19 protein-coding genes are annotated in these 24,952 nt (G+C 61.1%); 8 read left to right on the forward strand and 11 right to left on the reverse strand.

From position 1 onward, the window contains the following. Both FJ417_RS04375 and FJ417_RS04380 read right to left on the reverse strand, forming a co-directional pair. On the reverse strand, positions 1–1,727 hold a 1,727-nt coding region (locus FJ417_RS04375; RefSeq protein WP_140782606.1), incomplete at its 3' end, for a DUF4347 domain-containing protein. Between the two features lie 92 nt (positions 1,728–1,819). After that, positions 1,820–2,134, reverse strand: a complete 315-nt coding sequence (locus FJ417_RS04380) for a hypothetical protein (protein WP_140782607.1) — start codon at positions 2,132–2,134, stop codon at positions 1,820–1,822. An 844-nt stretch (positions 2,135–2,978) separates the two neighbouring features. On the opposite strand from FJ417_RS04380, the gene FJ417_RS04385 reads away from it, so the two are divergent. Continuing rightward, the gene (locus FJ417_RS04385; RefSeq protein ID WP_140782608.1) at positions 2,979–5,768 is read left to right on the forward strand and encodes a glycosyltransferase family 25 protein; all 2,790 of its coding nucleotides are present in this window, start codon (positions 2,979–2,981) and stop codon (positions 5,766–5,768) included. 37 nt (positions 5,769–5,805) lie between these two features. Here FJ417_RS04385 and FJ417_RS04390 read toward each other — a convergent pair whose 3' ends face one another. Both FJ417_RS04390 and FJ417_RS04395 read right to left on the reverse strand, forming a co-directional pair. After that, positions 5,806–7,272, reverse strand: coding sequence for a hypothetical protein (locus tag FJ417_RS04390; protein ID WP_140782609.1), 1,467 nt, complete (start codon positions 7,270–7,272; stop codon positions 5,806–5,808). 73 nt (positions 7,273–7,345) lie between these two features. Continuing rightward, positions 7,346–8,134: a TylF/MycF family methyltransferase gene (locus FJ417_RS04395; RefSeq protein ID WP_246672545.1), complete on the reverse strand. Its 789-nt coding sequence runs from the start codon at positions 8,132–8,134 to the stop codon at positions 7,346–7,348. Between the two features lie 417 nt (positions 8,135–8,551). On the opposite strand from FJ417_RS04395, the gene FJ417_RS04400 reads away from it, so the two are divergent. Both FJ417_RS04400 and FJ417_RS04405 read left to right on the forward strand, forming a co-directional pair. Continuing rightward, positions 8,552–9,742, forward strand: coding sequence for an FkbM family methyltransferase (locus tag FJ417_RS04400; protein WP_140782610.1), 1,191 nt, complete (start codon positions 8,552–8,554; stop codon positions 9,740–9,742). 177 nt (positions 9,743–9,919) lie between these two features. Next, positions 9,920–10,741 (forward strand): hypothetical protein, encoded by an 822-nt coding sequence (locus FJ417_RS04405; RefSeq protein ID WP_226891952.1) that lies wholly within the window; start codon positions 9,920–9,922, stop codon positions 10,739–10,741. A gap of 371 nt (positions 10,742–11,112) precedes the next feature. Here FJ417_RS04405 and FJ417_RS04410 read toward each other — a convergent pair whose 3' ends face one another. Genes FJ417_RS04410 through FJ417_RS04430 form a run of 5 tightly spaced genes read right to left on the reverse strand, consistent with a single transcriptional unit; the run spans position 11,113 to position 16,527 of the window. Beyond that, positions 11,113–12,240, reverse strand: coding sequence for an S-(hydroxymethyl)glutathione dehydrogenase/class III alcohol dehydrogenase (locus tag FJ417_RS04410; RefSeq protein ID WP_140782611.1), 1,128 nt, complete (start codon positions 12,238–12,240; stop codon positions 11,113–11,115). Between the two features lie 53 nt (positions 12,241–12,293). Beyond that, positions 12,294–12,944: a glutathione S-transferase gene (locus FJ417_RS04415; RefSeq protein WP_140709168.1), complete on the reverse strand. Its 651-nt coding sequence runs from the start codon at positions 12,942–12,944 to the stop codon at positions 12,294–12,296. 9 nt (positions 12,945–12,953) lie between these two features. Further along, positions 12,954–14,720 carry a Rieske 2Fe-2S domain-containing protein gene (locus FJ417_RS04420; protein WP_140782612.1) on the reverse strand — a complete coding sequence of 589 codons (1,767 nt, stop codon included), beginning with the start codon at positions 14,718–14,720 and terminating at the stop codon, positions 12,954–12,956. A 24-nt stretch (positions 14,721–14,744) separates the two neighbouring features. Then, positions 14,745–15,635, reverse strand: a complete 891-nt coding sequence (locus tag FJ417_RS04425) for an aromatic ring-hydroxylating dioxygenase subunit alpha (protein ID WP_246687393.1) — start codon at positions 15,633–15,635, stop codon at positions 14,745–14,747. A gap of 34 nt (positions 15,636–15,669) precedes the next feature. Then, positions 15,670–16,527, reverse strand: coding sequence for an aromatic ring-hydroxylating dioxygenase subunit alpha (locus FJ417_RS04430; RefSeq protein ID WP_140782614.1), 858 nt, complete (start codon positions 16,525–16,527; stop codon positions 15,670–15,672). Between the two features lie 251 nt (positions 16,528–16,778). Between FJ417_RS04430 and FJ417_RS04435 the strand changes: the two genes are divergently transcribed. From FJ417_RS04435 to FJ417_RS04455, 5 genes are all read left to right on the forward strand, one after another. Then, entirely contained in the window at positions 16,779–17,615 is an 837-nt protein-coding gene (locus FJ417_RS04435; protein ID WP_140782615.1) for a GntR family transcriptional regulator, read from the forward strand. Further along, positions 17,612–18,706 (forward strand): BMP family ABC transporter substrate-binding protein, encoded by a 1,095-nt coding sequence (locus tag FJ417_RS04440; protein WP_140782616.1) that lies wholly within the window; start codon positions 17,612–17,614, stop codon positions 18,704–18,706. Before FJ417_RS04435 ends, FJ417_RS04440 begins: the two co-directional genes overlap by 4 nt. 95 nt (positions 18,707–18,801) lie before the next feature. Continuing rightward, on the forward strand, positions 18,802–20,343 hold the full coding sequence (locus FJ417_RS04445) for an ABC transporter ATP-binding protein (protein ID WP_140782617.1): 1,542 nt from the start codon (positions 18,802–18,804) through the stop codon (positions 20,341–20,343). Then, complete coding sequence (locus FJ417_RS04450; RefSeq protein ID WP_140782618.1) at positions 20,327–21,421, forward strand: ABC transporter permease; 1,095 nt, start codon at positions 20,327–20,329, stop codon at positions 21,419–21,421. Before FJ417_RS04445 ends, FJ417_RS04450 begins: the two co-directional genes overlap by 17 nt. Positions 21,422–21,434: 13 nt before the next feature. Then, positions 21,435–22,355 (forward strand): ABC transporter permease, encoded by a 921-nt coding sequence (locus FJ417_RS04455; protein ID WP_140654072.1) that lies wholly within the window; start codon positions 21,435–21,437, stop codon positions 22,353–22,355. 175 nt (positions 22,356–22,530) lie between these two features. On the opposite strand, the gene FJ417_RS04460 is transcribed toward FJ417_RS04455, so the two are convergent. Both FJ417_RS04460 and FJ417_RS04465 read right to left on the reverse strand, forming a co-directional pair. Next, positions 22,531–23,862 (reverse strand): aspartate aminotransferase family protein, encoded by a 1,332-nt coding sequence (locus FJ417_RS04460; protein WP_140782619.1) that lies wholly within the window; start codon positions 23,860–23,862, stop codon positions 22,531–22,533. Between the two features lie 98 nt (positions 23,863–23,960). After that, complete coding sequence (locus FJ417_RS04465) at positions 23,961–24,938, reverse strand: LysR family transcriptional regulator (protein ID WP_181182602.1); 978 nt, start codon at positions 24,936–24,938, stop codon at positions 23,961–23,963. Positions 24,939–24,952: the final 14 nt, after the last annotated feature.

Consider the following 24,952-nt stretch of genomic DNA (forward strand, 5'->3'; position numbering starts at 1 on the left):
CCCGTGGCTCCAGTCGAACCTGTCGACCCCGTTGCGCCTGTCGCTCCGGTTTCACCCGTCGCACCTGTGGCCCCGGTCGAGCCGGTTGCGCCTGTCGCTCCGGTCTCACCCGTGGCTCCGGTTGCTCCAGTCGAGCCCGTGGCTCCAGTCGAACCTGTCGACCCCGTTGCGCCTGTCGCTCCGGTTTCACCCGTCGCACCTGTGGCCCCGGTTGAGCCGGTTGCGCCTGTCGCTCCGGTCTCACCCGTGGCTCCGGTCGAGCCGGTTGCTCCAGTTGCTCCGGTCTCACCCGTCGCACCGGTTGCTCCGGTCTCACCCGTGGCTCCGGTCGCGCCAGTTTCGCCTGTTGCGCCGGTACCGCCGGTCGCACCCGTGGCGCCGGTCGCGCCAGTTTCGCCTGTTGCGCCGGTACCGCCGGTCGCACCCGTGGCGCCGGTCGCGCCAGTTTCACCCGTTGCGCCGGTACCGCCGGTCGCACCCGTGGCGCCGGTCGCACCAGTTTCACCCGTTGCGCCGGTGCCGCCTGTCGCGCCAGTGGCTCCCGTCGCACCTGTGCCGCCGGTCGCGCCAGTACCGCCCGTCGCGCCAGTACCGCCCGTCGCGCCGGTACCGCCCGTCGCGCCAGTACCGCCGGTCGCGCCAGTACCGCCCGTCGCGCCGGTGCCACCGGTCGCGCCAGTGCCACCGGTCGCGCCAGTACCGCCCGTCGCGCCAGTGCCACCGGTCGCACCCGTGCCGCCGGTCGCGCCAGTGGCTCCCGTCGCGCCCGTGGCTCCGGTCGCACCAGTGGCGCCGGTCGCACCCGCGGGGCCCGTTGCACCTGGGGTACCCGCGCTCGCGACGCTTATATCGCCTCCATTGAAATGATCGCCGTTGTTGCCCGAACCACCAACACTATTAATAGGCGTGGTGTCAAAATGATAAGCCGGCCCCGTTATAGGATCTTGGATACCTGGCGTGACAGGATCAGTGTCTACGCGAGTAAGAGTACCGTATAAACGGAAGCCAGAATCGTAAATAAGATAAGTATGTGTAATATCTGGCACAGTTATTGTGACAGAAAAATGTGAAGCTACATCCGGTGTCGCCGGCAAAACAAAACTTCCAACTATGACATCGTCAGATGTACTTGGAGTATTTCCGGTATCGACCAAGTAGAACGTATTGATACTCTTACCATTTCCATCTATTGTTCCAGCTAGCGTCAAATCACCTGAGGTGGGAAGGACACCTCTGAAGTACATAGCTCCCTGCCGGGTCAGGGGCGGCAGCGGTTTAGTCGCATGTTCGGGCATTTCCCATGAGCCGCCCAGCTTGGCCGCACCAACCAGCGACCTCGATGCGCAAACTTCCGCGCCGACGGCGCGTTCCAGTGCGGCCACGAACGTCTCGCCAGTATTCCCCAAGGCCGTTTCGCAGCTCCACAGCCGCATCTCGCCGTCTTCGGCAAGCGCCTTGCCTATCGCGGCGAAATCCTCAGCCTCGTCCCTCACAGTGGCAACGGACCAGTTTCCAGCCGTGAATTGAACCCGGCCTGGCGAGCCGTGCGCGATGACGTGAACCGCGTCGAGCCCCTCGTGCCCAGCGAGAACGTCCGCCATCTGCTGCGCCACCGGCCGCCGGCTGTCGAGCACGACAGCCTCGACCTCGGGCCTCAGATTGCCAAGAACCGTCTCGAGGTCGGAGACTGAAGGATCCACAAACAGAATTTCAGAGGCGCGGGCCATAACTGGCTCCTGTTGGCTTGGAATTCAATTCAAGGGAAAACCGCTCAACCGGCTTGACCGGCGAGCGGCACGAACCAGACATTTGGCAGCGGTCATCGCCCCGCCGCCCCGACGGCACCGTCGGGGCGTTGAACTGTGGGGGTCTCCACGCGAAGGAAGCTGGCAGCCTGGAAAGCCCCGCCTTCGTCGAACGTGCCGATCGCAAGCGAGCCGGCTGCGCTCGGGACCTTGACGGTGAGGGCTACAGCGAGGCTGCGCGGCACGGCCTTGGGAAGGATGACCTGGCCGACGATCGTGTTCTTGGCCGAGTCCAGAATGAAATAGGTGACGTTCTCGGTCCCGTCGCCGATAGGCAAAGCGCCTCGAACGGTGACTTCCATGACCGCAAAGCCCGCAGTGAAGCTCATAGTGTCCTCCTCGATCCGCTGCGGCCGACGCCGCCGTTATTGTCGTTTCTCAGCTTCAGGTTTCAGTCGGTGCCGAGCTTCCGCAGCCGGGCGGGTGAAGCCACGACGGCGAGAGCCGAAAATTGTCCAATCCCAGGAATGCGCCGCCCGAGATACACAGTCAGGCGGACGTCGTTACCAGTCGCAAGGCGACTACCGCAGGTGGCAAGATTGAGAGGAGCTGGACACAGGCCGAGGCCGAAGGCCACGTCAACGCGGCGCCGTCTGGTGGGTGATGTTACACGGACCACTGCCAACTCCATCACGCGGGTCGCGATTGTTCACGACTTGCAAGGAGCCGGCTACTTGCGAGGGACCATCATTGGGAGATCGGTAGCCTAGATTACGGATTCAGGACCAATCGGCGAAACGTTCGCCCACCACCACATACACCGCGCCCTCACGGGTGAGTGGCGTTCCTCCCGGATACTCTCCTGGCTTCGCAGACAACCGCGGACCGGCGCTCTTTCGCCAAATCCGCAGCTACCCTCCATTGCATTAGATATTAGTAAATTCGAAATTTCTAAACTTGTAAATGGTTTGGTTTACAATTTATTAATTCAGAACCGCTGGGTCACCCATCAGAGACTGTCATCGAAATGACATGCCAGGGCGTGAACACTTTAAAAATCCAAGAGTTAGCTAAGGGCCATTTCAATCGCGAAAATTGAGAGCCTTCATCAAAATGGCTTAGGCTGCGGCGGCTGTGAGACGAGCGTGAGAGACGATCGAATCCTCATCAAAAAGGATTGCTGTGCGACATGACACTGCGATGCAAATATGGCCGCCTCAACGAGGGTCCGGCGTGAGCACCATCGGCCTGTGCATGATCGTCAAGAACGAGGCGAAGGTCATCCTGCAATGCCTCGCCAGCGCGCTTCCTCTTGTCGACTATGTGCTCGTCGTCGACACTGGGTCCACCGACGGCACACAAGACCTGATCCGAGGCTTTCTCGCGCAAAACGATGTCAAGGGAGCAGTTATCGACGAGCCGTGGCGGGACTTCGCCTACAACCGCAGCTTCGCCCTCGAGCGACTGCGCGAGATCGAGAGCGTCGACTATGCGATGATCATCGACGCGGACGACATGCTGATCTGCGATCGCGACTTCGAGCCAGCCTTCTTCAAGTCGCGGATGGACAAAGATCTCTACGATGTCGAGGTACTGCATGGAAATATCGCGTTCTACCGCCCGCAGATCTGCAGCAACCGGCTGGCCTTTTCCTTCAAGGGCGTGTTGCACGAATATCTGGAAGGCCCCCCCGGCCCCATCTCAAGGCAGAACGCCGAGGGTTTTCGCATCGCAACGGGGCGCGGCGGAGCGCGCAGCCAGAACCCGCGAAAATACCAGGACGACGCGGCGGTGCTGGAGAACGTGCTCGCAACCGAAACCGACCCGTTCCTGATATCGCGCTACACCTTCTATCTGGCGCAGAGTTACCGGGATTTTGGCGAGCGCGAGAAGGCGCTCGAACAGTATTTGAAGCGAGCTGAACTGGGTTTCTGGAACGAGGAGGTCTATGTAAGCCTGCTCGAGGCCGGGAACCTGATGGCAGCACTTGCCCGGCCCTTCGAAGAAGTCGTCGCGGTCTATGAGCGCGCGACCGCGACAGTGCCCACGCGCGTGGAGGCGCTGCACGCAGCGAGCCTCTACTGCCGCAACCAGGGGCGCAACGCGGAAGGGCTGGACTATGCGCGTCGCGGTGTAGGCCTCACCGAGCCGGCGGGTCTGTTCGTCCAGCCTTGGGTCTACGACTACGGACTGCTCGACGAGTTGTCAGTCAACGCATACTGGGCGGGCGCCCATCGGGAATCGCTCGATGCCTGCCTGAAACTGCTGGCTTCCGACAAATTACCGGCGGACATGCTGAAGCGGGTTGTGGCCAATGCCCGTTTCGCCGCGGACAAACTCGAGGTCCGCGAGCCGCCGGTATTGGGAAGCCTCGGCGCAGAGAGCCTTGTCGAGCAGCACGCGCTTGTTGCGCAGCGCCCGTTACGCTCGCGGCTCAAAGGCACGCCGCGCGTCCTTGTCGCGATATTGGCAAAGCAGAAGGAGCCCGCGCTGCCGCTCTACCTGACTTGCATCGAAGCGCTCGACTATCCTAAAGAATCGATCGTCCTCTACATACGAACAAACAACAACACTGATAGGACCGAGCACATATTGCGCGAGTGGCTGGAACGCGTCGGCCACCTCTATGCCGCGGTCGAGATCGACACGTCGGACGTGTCCGACCGGGTCGAGCAGTTTCGCGAGCACGAATGGAACGAGACGCGTTTCAAGGTGCTCGGCCGAATCCGCAACATCAGCCTGCGGAAAACCCTCGAGCACAATTGCGAATTCTATTTCGTCGTCGACGTCGACAATTTCGTGCGACCGGCCACGCTGCGGGAACTCGTCGCGCTCGACGTGCCTATCGTTGCGCCGCTGCTACGCTCCATCGCACCCGGTCAGTATTATTCGAACTACCACGCCGAGGTCGACGCGAGCGGATATTATCAGCACTGCGATCAGTATCTCTGGGTGCTCAACCGCCATGTCCGCGGCATCCTTGAAATACCGCTCGTGCATTGCACCTACCTTGTCCGCGCCGACGTGCTGACCGAGCTGACATATGACGACGGCACCACGCGATACGAGTACGTCATCTTTGCCGACAGCGCCCGCAAGGCCGGGATCGTTCAATACATCGATAACCGGCAGGTCTACGGCTACATCACCTTCGGCGATGGCGAATATCATGTAAGTGATGGAATCGAGCGCGCAGGCGAGCTTTTGCGCAGCGCGGGTGACGTCCCGGTATTGGCGGAGGTCGCTGCCGTCGCGTCGGCGCCCGCCGAGCCACGGGATTCGCCGAAAATTCACCTGATAAATCTCGACCGGAGCGTCGACCGCTGGAACAAGTATCAGAGCGACAATTGGCATCTGACGCAGAATACGCTTCGGGTATCGGCCGCCGACGGCGCCTCTCTGGACCGGAATGCGCTCATAGAGGAAGGCCTGATCACCAGCGATTGCGCGTATCCGGCAGGAACGCTCGGGTGTGCTCTATCCCATATCAACCTGTGGAAGCTGGCGGTTTCGGAGAACAAGCCGATAACCGTCTTTGAAGACGACGTCCGTGCATCGTTTCGGTTCCTGGAGGAATCGGCCGATCTCATGGCTCGAGCTCCGAGGGATTGGGATATCATCCAGTGGGGCTACGTATTTGACCCATTGTTCGCCTGGCTGGATTTCGGCTTCTCCAAAGCAAAGCTGGAATTCTACGACCTCCGAAATAGAAACGGGATCTCGTTTCAGGCTGAGAAATTCTCGAGATCGCTCGTCGGGCTGGTACATTCGTTTGGAACGCAGGCCTACACAGTCTCGCCGTCAGGTGCACGCAAACTCCTTCAAAAGTGCCTTCCTCTGCAACGCCGGCTTATCCCGTTTCCTGGAACGGGCGTCGTGATCGAGGACACGGGCATCGATTGCGCCATGTGCGGGGCGTACGGCTCGATGCAAGCTTTCCTTTGCATTGCGCCACTCGTCATCCCAGACGACGGGCAATCGTCAGAGCGGATGTCAATGGATCGGCAGCAAAGCTCGGGCTAAGCGCCCCAGCTTTCACGGAGTGGCAGAGCCCGCGACTTCACGCGCGGCTATCGCCACGCATTTGGCGCCCGTAATCACGTTCAGCCTCGGTCAGTTGCCGTTTGCGCAGCACCACGCGCATCTCGTCTACCGCCCGCGGGCTGCGCAAGATCTCGTCCTCCAAGACACCTCGCGCCGCGAGCGCATCCCCGATCGAACTATAGCCGAAGGTTTGCTCCACCAACTCGAACCTGGATTCGGTCCATCCGAGATACCAGTACCATTCGCAATAGTAGAGCCAACTCCGCTCGTTGAAGGCGTGTACGTGGGTAGGATCCTGCCAGGCACCGTATGACAGGTCGTATGGCACCACAATATTGAACAGCCCTCCATCCGCAAGCAAAGTCAGGCAGTTCGTCATAGCCGTCACAAGATCCGCAACGTGCTCGAGCACGTGCGAGGCCGTTATGCTGGCAAATAGTCCCCGATCCATCCGAACCGGTCCGAAGCGCTCGGACATAAATTCACGCTCGAACAGGCCAGGATCCGATATGTCGGCCACGATGTCGGGATGCCATCGGTTGCTGATATCGATATTCAGCACCCTTGGATCGCGTATCTTTCCCCGACCGAGTACAACGTCGCCGGGTAGGTTCGGCAAATCGCTCCAGGCAAGCGCTTCCGGAAGTATATTTGTTGCTCTGCGTCGACTGAATGCCTCGAACCCGGCCGTCGCTACCTTGTGACGTCTATCCGTGTCGTGCACCAGCGCCTCGGCCGCGGCGACAAGGTTCTCGTATGACGCCGCAACGAAGGCGTCCGTCAAATCGGCGTCCACAAGTTCGCCCGGATTTATCTCGCTTACCACCGCGCGCCCGTTGGCCAGAAGATCGAATACGCGGATTATTTCGAGCTGCCCACTACCGTAGAAATGTATATTGATAATAACCTTGGATCTAGCAATAAATTGATCGAGCTGTCCGGCAAAAACATTGAACAATGCCTCAACGCGCAGCCCACGAGCGCGCATTTCGTCTATTATTGCTGACCTTCTCTCATTGAATGATCCATAGAATAAAACGTCAATATCCTGTTCAGCATCGCCGATTCGCGCAAGACCATCAACGTAGAACATCCGGAAATAATGGACCGGGCGACCTATCTTCCTGGATAGAAAGATGGCATTACTCTCGCTAAAATCCCATACATGAAACCTCCGCAAGAGATTGCAATAATCATCCGTGATCCAATTTGATGTATAGTTTTCGACGTTGAATATAATAGAATTTCCAGGCAGACGATCCAAAGCCGACGTTTGATAAAGATTGGCGCCTAGTACGATCGCCCGCCCGTCGAAATCCGCAGGCAAATCATGAATGATGTCCGTCCCGATCGAGATCTCGCTCAAACCATCGGCGAGCATCCTGACCATGCTTGCGAGCACCTGCACGATCCCCGGATGAATGAGAAGTGTGATGTGTGTTCTTGTGCTCACGTCATCCCCATCCCCTGGCATTCCCGCCATGAACGATCGCCTCGTTCGATGCTGCGGTGGTCGCCTTCGAATAGTATTGCTCACGTCACCCGATGGGGGTTTGTCATTGGTGATTTGCGGGCTCGGAAACCCTCCACCACACGGCACAGCCGTCGATCGGAATTAAGGGCGAAGTGATGTTGCCTCTAGCGCGGAACTCATCCACAGCCTGAGCGCACGGGGCCAGGAAGTAGTCGTCGACGATTACAAATCCCCCATACGATACCTTGTGATAGAGCGCATCGAGAGCTTGAATGGTCGACTCATACATGTCGCCATCCAGTCTAAGAACCGCCAATTTTTGTATCGGCGCATTTGGGAGCGTGTCCTTGAACCAGCCTTCAAGGAAGACAACCTGCTCGTCAAGCAAGTCATATCTGCGGAAATTTTCTTCCACGTCCTTCCGGGAGATCGCCAGTTCTCCATGCACGTGGTGGGTGTCGCCAACGTCCGCCGCATACTTCTCCGGACTTGGAGGAGGAAGGCCGGCGAAACTGTCAGCGACAAAGATCCGACGTCGCGTTTCGGCGTATGAGGCAAGAATGCCTCTCATGAAAATGCACGCTCCACCGCGCCAGACCCCGGTCTCTATAAAGTCGCCAGGAACATCGTTCAGGATCACGGTTTCGCACAGATGCCGCAAATTGCGCATCCTCGCCGAGCCAATCATGGTTTGCGCCAGTCCTGGCCAATCCCGCCCGAGGGCACGCTTGTTCGGGTCGTATTGCCCACCGGTCCACGGATCAATGGGCGCGTCGCCGTACAAGGTTCCGGTCAACGATGCTTCGAGAAGATTGAGATACCTATTCCGCATCTTCACGGCGGCGGTCAGGAAGTCATGACTGTCATTCAATGCTGGTCTCCTTCTGAGAGCGTGACCGGAACCGCTGCTTCCGCGCGGGCTTTTGGATGGATACGAGCGCGATTGATCGAACTGCGCTGTCGCCGTAACTTCGTCAGCCACCTGCGAAAAGCTCTTCTCCACAATACGCCTTCGAAATGCAGCCCCGCTCGTTCCGGACGCCCCGTCCGCTTTACGATCCTTCGCCAAAAACAGACATCATGCTAATTTAGTTTCAGGCAGTCGGACATTAGAAATCGAAGTGCAACACGAGATTTTGCCATATCCTTGTGGCGCGCGGCGTCCGCAAGCTTGCTCCCTGCCGCATCGGTGGGACGGCCGCTCTTGCGGAGATCTACATTTTGACTCGTGGCATTGAACCGCGGGTGAAGGTGCACCAATAGCGAAGCGGAAGGGCTCTGAATTGCCGTGATAAACCTCGCGATCAACAAACCTGCAACTCAAAGTTCGACCTCAGAATGGTCATTCAGCCCGCACCCGGAGCAGGACGCTCGGGGAGGAAACGACGGCAAGATTTCTGGCGAAATGGGATTTCATACCAAAACGGAAACGGATCCCTGGTGGCAGGTCGACCTTGGCAGCGAGTTTCTAATTCGGCAAGTTGTTATATACAATCGGCAGCATCAAGCGCACAGGCTAAGGCACTTTAGCCTTCTTGGATCAATTGACGAAGAGCATTGGAGGATCTTCTATAGAAAAATTGATAGCGGGGTCTTTGGCGATTCAGACGGACTGCCTTACGTTGCGAATATTTCTGGAGATCATATTGCCCGGTTCGTAAGGGTTAGGCTTGACGGCTATGAATGCTTGCACTTCAGTGAATGTCAGATATTTGGTGATCCTCTCGATCAAGCTACACGCGCTCGACTAACCGATGAAGAACGCGAAAATAACCGTATCCCAATTGGACGGGATGGCTATTTCATGGGCGTTGGCGGCTTTGACATATTCGTGGACACTGAAAATTACTCAGAGACAATCATCGATGCACTTCGCAGAAATTACTACGAGGGGCGTGAGCGGCAGTTGACTGCCGATCTGGTTCACCCGTCAGACCGTGTTATCGAAGTGGGAACCGCGATAGGGCTGGTGGCGATGACAGCCGCATTGATCGTGCGCGCTGAAAACGTTCTGACATTCGACGCGAACCCTAAAATTCTTGATGATGCTCGGCAAAACTTCAGGCGAAACGGCCTTTCCAAGATCAAGTCGCGCAACGGGGTTCTGAAAAATCGACAGAAGATCCTCGGCGCGGGTGAAACCGTCGAGTTCTATATCGACAAATCTTTTTGGGCTTCCAGGCTCGATGCGACATCGACGGAACCGAGTATCGTCGACAAGGTTCGAATTCCTGTCTACTGTCTTGAAGACGAGGTACGTGACCATTCCGCAAATGTCCTCATTTGCGACATAGAAGGTGGAGAGGTCGAGTTGCTGGAGGCGGCCGATCTGTCCGGTATTCGACTGATCATCATGGAGACGCACTATGCGGTCTCCGGCGAGGCAGCCACGGATGCGATGATGCGAAAGCTTATCGTTGAAGGGTTTTCCCTTCATCTTGGCCATTCCGCGCATCAATTTGTGGTCCTGCGCCGGTAAACTGCTACCGAGGGACTACAGCCAATTGCTCAACCCCACGATCTCTGTTTCGAAGGTTCGACCATCGGGTCGGAAGTGGTTTCGATGAACCGACGAGAGTTTACGGCGTTAACGGTCACATCTTTTGGCCTGGTTTGCCCATCGCGATGGAGTCTGGACCGGAGTGTGGCGGCTGCTATGCCCGTGATTGCTCAAGCTGCGACCCCAGCCGGGTTGCTTCACGCCCCCATCGAGCTTGCCGGCGACTGGGGTCGCATGCTGCCGGGTGCCGCCCTTCAGGTCGTCGAGCGCATGCGCCATGCTTGCCTCGACGGTGTCCGCCTCGTTTCAGATCGCCAGCCGACGAGACTGCGCGTCGAGGAACATACCTCCGGTTCGCCAGCCGTCTGGCTGCACCCCGACGGCAGCAGCATGGCCTGGACAATTGTCGATATCGGCGAGCGGGACTGGTCGAAGCTCGCCTACCAATTCGGGCATGAGCTCGGCCATGTCTTTGCCAACAGCTGGCAGGCCGACGCCAAGCCCGCGCCTCCCTGTCAATGGCTCGAGGAAGCCATGGTGGAGGCCTTTTCGCTGCGTGGCCTGGGGCGCTTGGCGAAGGACTGGAAACAAAACCCGCCCTTTCCCGGCGACAACGCCTTCGGCGACGCCATCGCCGAGTATCGCCAGAACATCATCAACGGCTACAAGGCGCTTGCCGACTCTCAGGGTCTCACTAGCGACCCGGCAAAGTGGTTTGCCAAGCACCGAAGCGAGATCGAAGTTCCGAACCTCAACTCGTTCGCACAAGCAATGTCCTTGAACATTCTCGCTCAATACGAGGGGGCTTCAGAATGTATCGAGGCCCTTGGCGCACTCAATCGCTGGCCTGGCCGGAGCAGCATTCCAATCGGCGAATATCTGCAACGCTGGAAAGACAGCTGCGCCGATTTACACGCGTCACCTCAGTTGCCGATCCACTTGAGCGAGATTTTGGGAATTCTGCCTGGCCTCAAGTGATACCTGGCCGATCAGCTGTGCTCGCTGGTAGACACCGAGGACCACATTCAATAGCCGAATCTAAAGCGCGTGGCGTCGAAACGGATTCACGCGACGCGCTTTTAGGTCGTTGCTTGATGCATGTCGTTGTCGCAAAACTGGAGTGCACTCGTCATGAGAGGCGCGACACCGCTGGCATCCACGCCCCTTTTTGCAGAACTTGACGCACACAACCCTTTTTTTGAACTGCACCGGCGGCGTGATCGAGGTACTCATACCTAACCACGCCGCCGGTTTACGCCGTTGCCCGAGGCACAGTATTTGGGAACACAGAACCGTGGGCTTGGCGTATTTGTTGCGTCGAACCGCAGCCTGCGGCCCGGTGGCTTTCGTCAATAAACCACGACGCTGCGGATCGACTTGCCCTCATGCATGAGGGCGAAGCCCTTGTTGATGTCTTCCAGCTTCAGCGTATGGGTGATCATCGGATCGATCTGGATCTTGCCTTCCATGTACCAGTCGACGATTTTTGGCACGTCGGTGCGGCCGCGCGCGCCGCCGAAGGCGGTGCCCATCCAGCTGCGCCCGGTGACCAGTTGGAACGGCCTGGTCGAGATCTCCTGGCCGGCGCCGGCGACGCCGATGATGACCGACTTGCCCCAGCCGCGATGCGAGGCCTCCAGCGCCTGGCGCATCACCTTGGTGTTGCCGGTGCAGTCGAAGGTGTAGTCGGCGCCGCCGATCTGGTCGGCGCCGCGCTTGGTCAGGTTGACCAGGTAAGGCACGACGTCGCCGTCGATCTCCTTCGGATTGACGAAATGCGTCATGCCGAACTTCTCGCCCCAGGCCTTCTTGTCGTTGTTCAGATCGACGCCGATGATCATGTCGGCGCCGGCAAGGCGAAGCCCCTGGATGACGTTCAAGCCGATGCCGCCGAGGCCGAAGACGACCGCCGTCGCGCCCTGTTCGACCTTGGCGGTGTTGATGACGGCGCCGATGCCGGTGGTCACGCCGCAGCCGATGTAGCAGATCTTGTCGAAGGGGGCGTCGGGATTGACCTTGGCCACCGCGATCTCGGGCAGCACGGTGAAGTTGGAAAAGGTCGAGCAGCCCATATAGTGGAACAGCTTGTCCTTGCCCATCGAGAAGCGCGAGGTGCCGTCGGGCATCAGGCCCTGCCCTTGCGTGGCGCGGATGGCGGTGCACAGATTGGTCTTGCGCGACAGGCAGGACGGGCACTGCCGGCATTCGGGCGTATAGAGCGGGATGACATGGTCGCCCTTCCTGACCGAGGTCACGCCCTTGCCAACATCGACCACGATGCCGGCGCCCTCATGGCCGAGGATGGCCGGAAACAGCCCTTCCGGATCGGCGCCCGACAGCGTGAACTCATCGGTATGGCAGATGCCGGTCGCCTTGACCTCGACCAGGACCTCGCCGTCGCGCGGGCCTTCGAGGTCCACCTCCATGATCTCAAGCGGCTTTCCGGCGGCAACGGCAACGGCGGCACGCGTTTTCATTTCTTCCCTCCCGATTTGCTTGCCGAGGCGAGTGCCCGGCCTGTGACTGAAACTTAGGCCGCGGCCCTGGCTGGCCCGGCCGGGAACACGCCCGACATGACGATAAAACCCTTGATGCGCTTCACGCGATCGCACCAGCGGCGGATCGCCGGATAATCCTGGCGCGGAATACCGCCCTCTTCCGACAGCATGATGTAGGGGAAGCAGGCGATGTCGGCGATCGTCGGATGCGCGGCCGAGCAGATCCACTGGCGGCCTTCCTGCTCGCCGAACCAGAGATGTTCGTCGAGGATACGGAACAGCCGGTGCGCGCCGGCGCGCGCGGCATCGACGTCGAAATCGTAAAACAGCGCATCGTGGAGGCGCGCGGCCGATGCAGTCCCGGTGATGCCGTCGGCAAAAGCCAGCCACTGGCTGATCTCGCCGACCAGCGCCGGATTGTCCCTCGGGTACCACGTGCCGGACGGATCGTATTTCGATGCGAGGTAGACCAGGATCGCCTGAGCATCGCGCAGGATCAGGCCATCATCGTCGATGACCGGCAGTTGTCCGAGCGGGTTGAGCTTCAGGAACCATTCCGACTTGTGCTCGCGGCCGGGGTAGAAGTCGACGGGCACCGTCTTATGGGTCATGCCGAGGAAGCTCATCAAGAGCCGCAATTTGTAGCAATTGCCCGACAGCTCGTAGTCGTAAAGCGTGATCATAATTAGCCTCTAGATGTCGAGCACGAGGCGGGCCGACTTGGCGCGGGAGACGCAGGTCATGATCTTCGTTCCGGCTTTGCGCTCGGCGTCGTTGAGATAGACGTCCTGATGGTCGGGCTCGCCTTCGATCACCGTCGCCACGCAGGTGCCGCAGGCGCCCTGCTCGCAAGAGGAGGGCACGTCGATGCCGCTCTCGCGCATGACTTGCAGGATCGTCTTGCCGGCTGGCACCTGCAGCGTGACGCAGGAGCGTGCGAGCGCCACTTCGAAGCTCGAACTGTTGTCGATCTTGTTGGTGTTCTTGAAATACTCGAAATGCACGGCGCTGTCGGGCCAGCCCTGTTCGGCCGCCATCTTGCGCGCGGCCTCCAGCATCGGGCCGGGGCCGCAGATGTAGACGTGCATGCCGTTCCGGTAATCGGCCAGCACGCGGCGGAGTTCGGCGCCGGTCGCATCCGGCGACAGGCCAAGATGCGGCCTCAGTGACTCGCCGAGCAGCTTCAGGCGATCGGCGAAGGCGAGGTGCTCTTGGCCTTGCGCGAAATAGTGCAGCTCATGCGCCAGCTCTTGGTTCTTGAGCGCCTGCGCCATGGCCAGCAGCGGTGTGATGCCGATGCCGCCGGCAACAAATATCGTCTTGATGGCATCGCGGCGCAGCGGGAAATTGTTGCGCGGCTCGGAGATCGCCAGGATATCGCCTTCACGCACCGTCTCGTGCATGCATTTCGAGCCGCCCTTCGAATCCCGCTCCAGCTTGACGCCGATGGTGAAACTGTCGGTTTCGCCGGGTCCGTTGGTGATCGAATACTGGCGGATCTCGCCATTGGGCATATGGATGTCGATATGCGCGCCCGGTTGGAAGGTCGGCAGGATGCCCTTGATCGGCCGCAGCTCGAAACCGGCAATGCCGTCGGCCGTCTGCCACTTCCTAGCCACCGTGACCCGCAGCGCTGCCTTGCGGCCATGCGCGGTCAGTTCCGGCATTTCGGCGAGTTCGGCCGACACCCGCTCATAGACCGGCTCGATCGGCGCCGGCGCCGGTGTATTCGCCACCTCGCGCTCGACCTCGTCGCGCAGTTTTGAAAGCCGTTCATTGTGATGCCGCAGCACGGCGACGCGCGCGGCCCCTTCAGCGTCCCGGTCGAGCACGCCGCGAATGACGGAACGGTTGGAATCGACCGGCTGGACGAAGAAGACGCCGAGCGTCTCGGTGCTGCCGTCGCGCGAACGAAGCGCCACGGCAAAATCCTGGCTGGCCTCGACGGTGGTTTCGGCGCCATCGCCATCGATGGCCCCACTGGGCTGGAAGCGATAGGCCTTCAGCGCCTGCGCGATCTTGCCGGCCGGCGCATTGACCGGAATGCCACGCAACGCGAGCAGCTTGCCCTCGGCGAGGCCCGCGACATCCGGCACCTCGCCCAGCGCCTCTTCCGACGACCAGATCAGCCCGTAGCGTTCGACCGCCGGATAGGTGCGGTTGATGATGGTGCGGGCCGGCGCATCGGCAGGGTGCGCAGGGATGTAGGTGCAGCCGGCGGTACGGTTGGAATAGCGCCACCCATGATACTGGCACTTCAGCTCGCGACCGTCATTGATGCCGATCGACAGCCTGACGCCGCGATGCAGGCAACGGTTCTCCCAGATGTTGACATAGCCGTCATCGGCCCGCCAGACCGCGAACTCGCGACCGAGCAACTGGCCATGGAACACATGGCGGAACGGCAGGTCATGGGCAGCGGCGATCGGATGCCACTGGCTTTTGGCTACTTCCAGCATTCGTCGTCTCCAAAAATATGCTAGTCAGGCCGCCGCGGGTATGACCCCGTAGGTCACTCCCTTCTGGCTGAGCCAGCGCCGGTAGGCGATCGCCGACTTGTCGGCGCGGATCGGGGTTTCGGCGCGCGGATCGAGCGGCAGACGCTTCGGCACCTGGTTTTCCAGGATCGGCTTGTCCTGGCCGAAGATCGTCTGCTGGAAGCGCTTGATCACCTTGTCTTCGCTGTTCTCGTCCAGCACGCAAAGCAGCATGTGGGCGCGTACATGCTCCTGGTCGACTGGCTGCAGGAAGATGGCGATCACATCGCGCCGGCTCTCGTCGACCGGGCTCGATTTATAGAGCACCGAGCAATAGGGATGCGGCACGCGGTAGACATAGTCGACATCGGCGCCGCCGTCCGAGGCGGTCGAGGCCATCGGCTGGAAGAAGCGGCAGCGGGTCGCCAGAATCTCGTCGCGGTCGACCGAAATCTCGACATCGTATTCCTTGACTTCGGTATGCGGTTCGGCGCCGAGGATATCGGTGTGGACATATGGAAAATGGCCCATGTCGAGAAAGTTCTCGATGGCGCGCGGCGCCGAGACGTTGACGCCGAAGGTCGCGGCGTTGAGCCGGCGCCGGTCGGGCTCGGCATATTCGGGAATCGGGAAGAGCTCGGCCGAAGGCTCACCCAACGAGGTCCAGACATAGCCATAGGCGCTTTTCGCCGGCAGCCTATCGGGCGCCGCTACGCGGTCGGCCCGGCGCAGGTCTGGCCGCGAGCGCCGGACCACCGGCTCACCACTCACGTCGACCGAAAAGCTGAGGCGCTCCTCAAGCAGTACCGTCTGCTGGACGGAGCCGGGGACAGCCTCGGCGATCGCACCAATCGGATGCCAGAGATTGAGCACCACAGGGTCCGTGCATTTCGTCATAATGTCTTTCCTTTGCATGCAGCGGACATCGTGATCAGGCTCGCGCCGGTATGGCGCCGTAAGTGACGGAGCGATCGCGCAGCCACCGCCGGTAGGAGACCGAGACGGCATCGGCGCGGATCGGTGTCTCGGCGCGCGGATCGAGCGGCAGGCGCCTGGGAACCTGGTTCTCGAGGATCGGCTTGTCCTGCGCGAAAATCAATTGCATGAAGCTACGCACGGCCGCCGCCTCCATGCCTTCCTTGAGATAGCAAAGATATGGATGCGCGATGCAGTTCTCTTCGTCCACCGGCTGCACGAAGAGCGTGATGACGTCGAGCCGGCGCTTCTGGATCGGGTTGCTCTTGTAGAGCGCCACCGTATAGGGCCGGATTACCTTGTAGATGTAATCGACGACGAAACCTTCCTTGGCGGTGGGCGAAGCAACGGGCTGATAGAATTTGCACTCGGTCGCCAGAACCTCGTCCTGCGCGGTGATCTCGACATTGTAAGGCGCCACTTCGGTGTGCGGCTCCTCGCCCAGCCATCCGGTGTGAACGAAAGGGAAGTGGCCCATGTCGAGGAAGTTCTCGACGGCACGCAGGCCGGACACCTTGACCGCGATCGATCCACCACTGACGAGGTGACGATCCCCTTCATTGGCCTCGGGGATGTAGACGATCTCGCGCCAGGGCTTGTCGAGGCATGCCCAGATGAAGCCGTAACGTTCAGCCGAGTTGACGACGGCGCCATTATCGGCACGGATGACCTCGGCCTTGTCCACGCGCTTACGGACGACCAGGTCGACGCCGAGCAGCCTTGTCGGAAATGGCATATCCGCGGAGAGCGATTCCTGGTCGGCAACGATATGCCAGTCGTTCAGAAGCTCCCGGTCGACGCAGTGGGTAGCCATCGGCATCCCTTCCAACTCGGCTAGCCCTTCACCATGAACCTAGCCCGGCGTTTCGACATAACGAAAACACAAGATTGGATATCAATCAACGATTTTTTGTCAGCCAAAGCGTATTTTTGTGTTGACAGATTTCGATGATTGACTTCCGATGTATGGAATTCTGAATTTGAGATATGTCGCATCGCGACGGAGCATGTCTTCACTACGGAAAGCCTGCTGATCATGTCCTCGAACTCGCGGAGAACCGCGCCTTGAGCAGCCGTTCCCAGACGATAGCGGATATCCTGACGCGCGCCATCATCGACCATCGGCTGGTACCCGGCTGCAAGCTCGGCGAGCGCGAGCTTTCCGAGATTTTCGACGTCAGCCGCATCGTCGTGCGCCAGGCCCTGATCCGGCTTGCCGACGATGGGCTCGCCCAGATCGAGCGCAATCGCGGCGCCTTCGTCGCCAAGCCGAGCATGCAGGAAGCGATGGAGATCTACGACGCGCTGACGCTCGTCGAACAAGGCGTCGCCGCCCAGCTCAGCGACCGTCTTGGTCCTGCCGGATGGGCTGAGCTGCGCCAGCATGTCGAACGCCAGCGCCAGGCTGTCGCCGCCGGCAACGATGCGTTGGCCGACGTGCTCGGCCAGGAGTTTCACTCCGTCTTCGTGCGTCTGAGCCGCAACAAGGTCATGCAGGAAATCCATGCCCAGCTCGTGCGCCGCACGACGCTGCTGCGATCGCTGATCACGGCCGATTTCGATTATTGCAATCTGCTCGACGACCACTCACGCGTCGTCGATCTTCTCGAAAAGGGCCGGCTGAAACAGGCCATGGACCTGATCGACACCCATCACCGCGCGGTGGTGCGCGGCTACATCATGGATCGCGAAGTCTATGCGGAAATGACGCCGGCCGAGGCTCTGGCGCCCTATCTCGACGGCAGGGTCGACGGCGCGGCTCCGATCGCGCCGCGAGCGCCGACACACCAATCCGGGAACGGCAACGGCACGGCACACGTGCATGTCCATCTCCCCAAGCAAGATCCGGCACCGAAAAGCCGGGCCTCAACCAAAAAAGCCAACAGAGGGTTACAATCATGAACGAGCTGACAAGACGTGGATTCCTGAAATACAGTGGCGCGCTGGGTGCGGCACTTGGCACCGGCGGACTGAGCACCATCGCCAGGGCCGATGACGTGCTCAAGATCGGCGTCGTCTATGTCTCGCCGATCGCCGAGATCGGCTGGACCAAGCAGCACAGCCTCGGCGTCGAGGCGATCAAGTCCGAATTCGGCAACAAGGCGAAACTCACCGTCATCGACAATATCTTCATGCCGCAGGATGCGGAGCGCGTCTTCCGCGAGCTTGCCAGCGCCGGCAATCAGTTGATCTTCGGCACCAGTTTCTCGCATGGCACGCCGATGCAGAAGGTGGCACCGCGCTTCCCCAAGATCGCTTTCGAGCATTGCTCGGGCATCGTCCATCTCGCCAATCTCGGCACCTTCGAAGCCAAGTATTACGAAGGCACCTTCGTCGCCGGCGCGGCGGGCGGCTACATGTCGAAGTCGGGCAAGATCGGCTTCATCGGCGGCTTCCCGATCCCCGACATCGTCGGCCCGGCCAACGCGCTGTTGCTCGGCGCGCAGAGCGTCAACCCGAACGCCACCTGCAACGCCATCTTCCTCAATTCCTGGTTCGATCCGGGCAAGGAGAAGGAAGCCGCCAAGACACTGCTTTCCCAGGGCTGCGACGTCATCTGCTCGATGACCGACACGGCGACCGGCGTGCAGGTCGCCGGCGAAGGCGGCGCGTGGTCGATCGGCTACGCCAGCGACATGTCGAAATTCGCTTCCGGCAAGCAGCTCACCTCCTTCGTGCTCGACTGGACCAGCGACTATGTCGGCGCCGCCAAGGCTGTGGCGGCGGGCAGCTGGAAACCGGAAGTGCGCTGGGACGGACTGGCAGCGGGCGTGGTCAAGATGGCGCCCTACAATGAAGGCATACCGGCCGACACCAAGACCAAGCTGAAGCAGCTCGAAGCCGATATCGGCAGCGGCAAGGTGCATCCTTATGGCGGCGAGCTGAAGGATCAGGACGGCGCCGTCAAGGTCGCGGCCGGATCGGTGCTCGACGACGACAGCATCCGCGGCATGAACTGGTTCGTCAAGGGAATGATCGGCAAATTGAGCTGATCGCATTCGAAGAAACGGGGGGCGTCGAACGGCAATTTCCGGCGTCCCCCGTCTGGTTCCCGTCCAACCCCGCTGCAAGCCCGGCAGGATCCGCCATGCATCCGCGACTAGAATTGCGCAACATCTCAAAGCGCTATCCCGGCGTCGTCGCCAATGACGACGTCTCGCTGTCGATTCAACCCGGCGAAATCCACGCGGTGCTCGGCGAAAACGGCGCCGGCAAATCGACGCTGATGAAGATCATCTACGGGGCGGCGCAAGCCGATTCCGGTGACATCTATTGCGACGGCAAGCTTATCGCGGCGCATAATCCGGCGACGTCGCGCGCGCTCGGCATCGAGATGGTCTATCAGCATTTCGCATTGTTCGAGTCGGTCTCGGTGGTCGAGAACATCGCGCTGTCGGCGAGCAGCGCCTTCCACTTGCCTTCGCTTGCCGAAAAGATCCGCGAGCTTTCTCTGCGCTACGGCATGCCCATCGACCCGTATCGCCAGGTGCATGACCTGTCGGTCGGCGAGCGGCAGCGCGTCGAGATCGTGCGCTGCCTCTTACAGGCGCCAAAACTCCTGATCCTCGACGAGCCGACCTCGGTGCTGACGCCGCAGGCCGTGGTCAAGCTGTTCGACACGCTACGGCAGCTCTCGGCCGAAGGCTGTTCGATCGTCTATATCAGCCACAAGCTCGACGAGGTGCAGGAACTCTGCGACACCGCGACCGTGCTGCGCAACGGCAAGGTCACCGGCACCGCGCGGCCGAAGGAAACGACCTCGCTGGAGCTGGCCCGCATGATGGTGGGTTCCAGGCTGCCGGAAATGCATGTCAGCCCCGCCATTCCCAGCGACAGGCCGGTGCTCGAGGTCAGAAATCTTTCAGCCGACGCACGCGACCATTTCGGGGTCGACCTTAAGGATGTCTCCTTCAACGTGCATGGCGGCGAGATCGTCGGCCTGGCGGGAGTCTCCGGCAACGGCCAGGCCGAGTTGATCGCGCTGCTCAGCGGCGAGCGCCGGCATGGCCAAGGCGACGCGATCAAAATCAACGGAGCGCCGGCCGCCACCTTGCGGCCCGACGAGCGCCGCAAGCTCGGCCTCGCCTTCGTTCCCGAGGAACGGCTCGGGCGCGGCGCCGTGCCGTCGCATACGTTGTGGGAAAACGCCGTGCTGACCGCCCATCGCTTCGGCACGGTCCGCAAGGGTCTCGTCGACCGCCGCAAGGCCGCCGCCTTCGCCGCCGGCATCATCGACAGGTTCAAGGTCAAGGCCAACGGACCGGGCTCGACGGCGCAGAGCCTGTCCGGCGGCAATTTGCAGAAATTCATCGTCGGCCGCGAGATCGCGCTGGCGCCGAAATTGCTGCTCGTCTCGCAGCCGACCTGGGGGGTTGATGTCGGGGCAAGCGCCTTCATCCGCCAGACCATCGTCGACCTGAGCCGCGCCGGCGCCGCGGTGTTCGTCGTTTCGGAAGAACTCGACGAACTGTTCGAGATCTGCGACCGGCTGTTCGTCATCTGCCAGGGTCGCGTGTCGCCGCCGGTGGCGCGCACCAGCACCGACCGCGAGGAGATCGGGTTGCTGATGACCGGCCGGACCATGGGCCAGGACAAGACAGGGAGCAGCAGCGTTGCGCATCAGGATTGAACAAAGGCCGGAGCCTTCCGCCACGATGCGCATCGCCGCGCCGGTGCTGGCGTCCGTCCTGACGCTGATCGTCGGCTCGGTCTTCTTCGCCTCGCTCGGGCATGATCCGGTGCCGACGCTCTATGCCTTCTTCATCGAGCCGCTGAGCTCGATGAATGGCCTCTCGGAATGGTTGCTGAAAGCCTCACCGCTGATCCTGATTGCCTGCGGACTGGCGATCGGCTTTCGCGCCAATGTCTGGAACATCGGTGCCGAGGGGCAATTCACGATGGGCGCGATTGCCGCGAGTGGCGTCGGCCTGTTCTGGCCGAACCCGGACAGCGCCCTGCTCTTGCCGCTGATGTTCCTGGCCGGGATGGCCGCCGGGATGGCCTGGGCGGCGATCCCCGCCTTCCTGCGCTCGCGCATGAACACCAACGAGATCCTGGTCACGCTGATGATGACCTATATCGCGACGCTGTTCCTGTCCTATCTGGTGCATGGGCCATGGCGCGATCCCGCCGGCTTCAACTATCCGCAGACGGCGCTTCTGCCGGCGGCCGCGATGTTTCAGCCCTTCGATCCGGCCTACCGGGTGAACTCCTCGATCTTCATCACTGTCGTCGCCGTGCTTTTGATGTGGCTGTTCGCCGACCGCAGCTTCCTCGGCTACAAGATGTCGGTCAGCGGCGCGGCCCCGCTCGCCGCTCGCTATGCCGGCTTTCGCGAGTCGGCTGCGGTGTGGATCGGATTGCTGGCTGGCGGCGCCGCGGCAGGCATTGCCGGCATGGCGGAAGCTGCCGGACCGCTCGGACAGCTTTCGCCGCAGATTTCGCCCGGCTACGGCTTTGCCGCCATCATCGTCGCCTTCATCGGACGTCTGAATGCCTTCGGCATCGTGCTCGGCGGGCTGTTGATGTCGCTGCTTTTCCTCGGCGGCGAAGGCGTGCAGATGACGCTTGCCCTGCCCTCGGCCCTGACGCGCATCTTCCAGGGCATCCTGCTGTTATTCCTGCTCGCAGCCGACTTCTTCATTTTCTATCGCATTCGCCTGGTGCGGCCGGCTCCTGATGCGCATGCGCCCGAGACGGCGCGATAGCGGGAGACATCGGATGGAACTCTTCATCGCCATCTTCACCGGCACCATCATCGCCGCCACGCCGCTGATCTTTGCAGCACTTGGCGAGCTCGTGGTCGAGAAATCCGGCGTACTCAATCTCGGCATCGAAGGCATGATGCTGATGGGTGCGGCGCTTGCTTTCTGGGCGGTCACCGCCGGCTATCCGATGCCCGTTGCAATCCTCGCCGGCGCGCTGGCCGGCGCTGCCGCCTCACTGCTCTTCGGCGTGCTGGCGCTAACCTTCCTCACCAACCAGTATGCCGCCGGCTTGGCGCTGGCGATCTTCGGTTCCGGCGTGTCGGCATTCATCGGTCGCGGTTTCGGCAGCGATCCGATCGAAGCGCTGCACGGTGTCAGCATGCCCATCCTCTCCGACCTGCCGGTGCTCGGCCCGCTGCTCTTCCGCTTCGATCCACTTGTATACCTGGCACTCTTGATGTTCGTGGCGATCAGTTGGTTCCTTTATCGCACCAAGGCAGGCCTCATCCTGCGCACGATCGGGGAATCGCCGCAGACCTCCCACGCCATCGGCTATCCAGTGATCCGGATCCGCTACATGGCGGTGCTGTTCGGCGGGCTGATGGCAGGCCTCGCCGGCGCCTATCTGTCGGTCGCCTACACGCCGCTCTGGGTCGAGAACATGACCGCGGGCAAAGGCTGGATCGCCTTGGCGCTGGTGGTCTTCGCGACATGGCGGCCGCTGCGCGTTCTGCTCGGCGCCTGGCTATTCGGCGGCATGACGATCCTGCAACTCCAAGGACAGGCTCTAGGCCTTCAGGTCCCATCCGAACTGCTGTCGGCCCTGCCTTATCTGGCGACGATCGTGGTGCTGGTGCTGATCTCGCGTAACCGCCAGATATTGGCGCTGCATTTTCCAGCCTCGCTGGCAAAACCGTTTCGACCGGCCGGTTGAGGCCCGCCTTTCGCACGTTGTTGCCAGCGATTGCCGCACGCAATGTCGGTGAGCTTTTTTCGTCATCCGGGGTCCCGCGCTATGTTCAGCAGGTCACATCAACAAGATCGAGAAAATTGACCAAACGGGACCCAAATCATTTCATCCAAATCTCGCTATTGACGCCAATAGCGGGTCAGCAAGATGTCGCCATGCGGAAGCTGCGCACGAAGCTGTCCACCACATTGTCGAGGTCGGCCATCGACAGGCAGAGCGGCGGGCACATTCTGATGACGTTGCGGTACGGACCCGAGCGGCTGGCGACGAGGCCCTGACGCCGGGTTTCCTCGAAGACCTGCAAGGTTGCTTCGGGCGCCGGCTCCTTCGTTGCGCGGTCCTTCACCAGCTCGATGGCGAGCATCAGGCCTTGTCCCCTTACGTCGCCGATCAGCGGGAAATCTTTCTTTAGCTCCTGAAGTCTTTCCTTCAACGCGCCGCCGACCTTGGCGGCATTCTCCTGCAGCCGCTCGTCGCGCATCACCTTGAGCACCGCGCGGCCTGCCGCGCAGGCGACGGGATTGGCGCCGTAAGTGTGGAACAGGAACTTGTCGGCCATGGACTCCGCGACGGCGCGCCTGGCAATGACGGCGCCGAGCGGAATGCCGTTACCGACACCCTTGGCGACGACGACGATGTCGGGAACGACGCCATGCGATTCGAACGCCCAGAAGGCATCGCCAGTGCGTCCGACGCCGGACTGCACCTCATCGATGATGCAGACGCCGCCCGCCGCCCGCACGCGTTCGAAAGCGCCGGCGATGTAGCCGGCAGGCATCGGCACGATGCCGCCATAACCCTGCACCGGCTCGATGATCATGCCGGCCAGCCGGCCGCTGGTCGAGCTGGATATGGCGCGCTCGACCTCGTTCAGATATGGCTGCACGCCTTCGCCGTGGACGCCGCGATACTGATTGGGCTCGGCTACGAACGTCACCCCGCCGAGTTGCGGCACCTGATGACGAAAACCGGCTATGCCTGTTACCGACTGGGCGCCGAATGTGGCGCCGTGATAGCTTGAGCCGAGCGCCAGCATGTCGATGCTGCCGGTGTGCGAGCGCGCCATCAGCAAGGCAAGGTCGATCGCTTCGGCGCCGCTGTTGGTGAAATGCACGACCCAATCGTGACCGGCCGGCATCGTCGCCACCAGTTCCTCGGCGTATTGGGCGGGAACCGGATGGTAGAACATCGTCGTGCAATGCGTCAGCTCGCTCACCTGCTCGGTGGCGGCCTTGACCACCTGCGGATGGGCGTGGCCGACCGAGATGCACAGGTTCATGCCGAGCAGGTCGATGTATTTGCGGTCCTTCTCGTCCCAGACATATTGGCCCCTGCCGCGCTTGAGGATCAGCGGTTCCTTATAGGGAACGAATTTGCGCTGCGAGGCCGAATAGAAGCGGTTCCGCCGATCGACAATCGCCTCGGTCGACCAGTCGATGTCCAGACTTGAATGGACGTGCGGAGCGTTCATGCCGTATCTCCAGTGTTGCGAATTCCGGAGATTGAAAACACGGAATGCGTGGCGCGCACACCGGCAAAGCTCGTCATCAGGATAACTGATGAAGCTGATTAGTCGCTTCGCGAGGGGCGGTCGAGCGTGTAGCAGTCGGCCGGAAGGCCGGGCAGGCGCGTGCTGATCGCGTGGGTCAGCACTTCCGCGGTGCGGTCGGCGAAAGCCTCGGGGATATTTCCGAGCTCGCGCTCGCGCGCCACCAGCAGGATGTTGCGTGACAGGCTGGTGAAGGGCAGAGGATGGACGTCGATCTCCATGCCTTCCGCCAGGCCATCGATGAGCAAGGTCGGCGTCAGGATGGCGAAGCCCATGCCAGCGGCCACCGGCGCCATCACCACGCTGGAACGATCGCCTTCCATGGCGCGCGCAATCTCGATGCGCAGCCGGCTGAGATGCTGATCGACGCGCAGGCCGACCGGCGTCTCGCGCGAGAAGCGCACGAAGGCGAGCTTCTTGGACAGCTTGACGATGTCGCCGACATCGCCGGCAAAACCTTTCGGCGTCACCAGCAGGAATTTCTCGGTCATCACCGGATAACGCGTCAGCCCCTCGATCTCGAACAACTCTCCCGACGTAACCGCAAGGTCGGCGCGGCGAGCGCGTAGCAAGGCGACGTGGTCGGTAGCGAGCCCCGCGAACAGGCTGAGCTCGGGAATGCCGAAGTTCTTGCGGGCCAGCACCGAAAGCGCCGGTGCCAGCGTGGTCGCGATCGACGCCAGAAGCGCGATGCGCAAAAGCGGCAGCGGCGCCGCGTTGACGCGCCGCGCATCCGTGCGCAAGCCCTCGACCTCGCTCAGTATGGCGACCGCGCGGCGATGCAAGGCGATGCCGGCCTTGGTGAGCTCGATCGGTCGCAGATTGCGGTCGATCAGACTGACGCCGAGCGCGCTTTCCAGATTCTTCAGATGCTGGGAAGCGGCCGATTGCGTCATGCCCAGCATCTGCGCCGCCTGCGTTACATGCCTGGTCTCTACGATGGCGACGAACACCTCGATCGACCGGAACAGATTGAAATCGAAACTGCCGCTCTTCACCCGCAACTCCGCCT

It is taken from the genome of Mesorhizobium sp. B3-1-7, assembly GCF_006439385.1.
Taxonomy (GTDB): domain Bacteria; phylum Pseudomonadota; class Alphaproteobacteria; order Rhizobiales; family Rhizobiaceae; genus Mesorhizobium.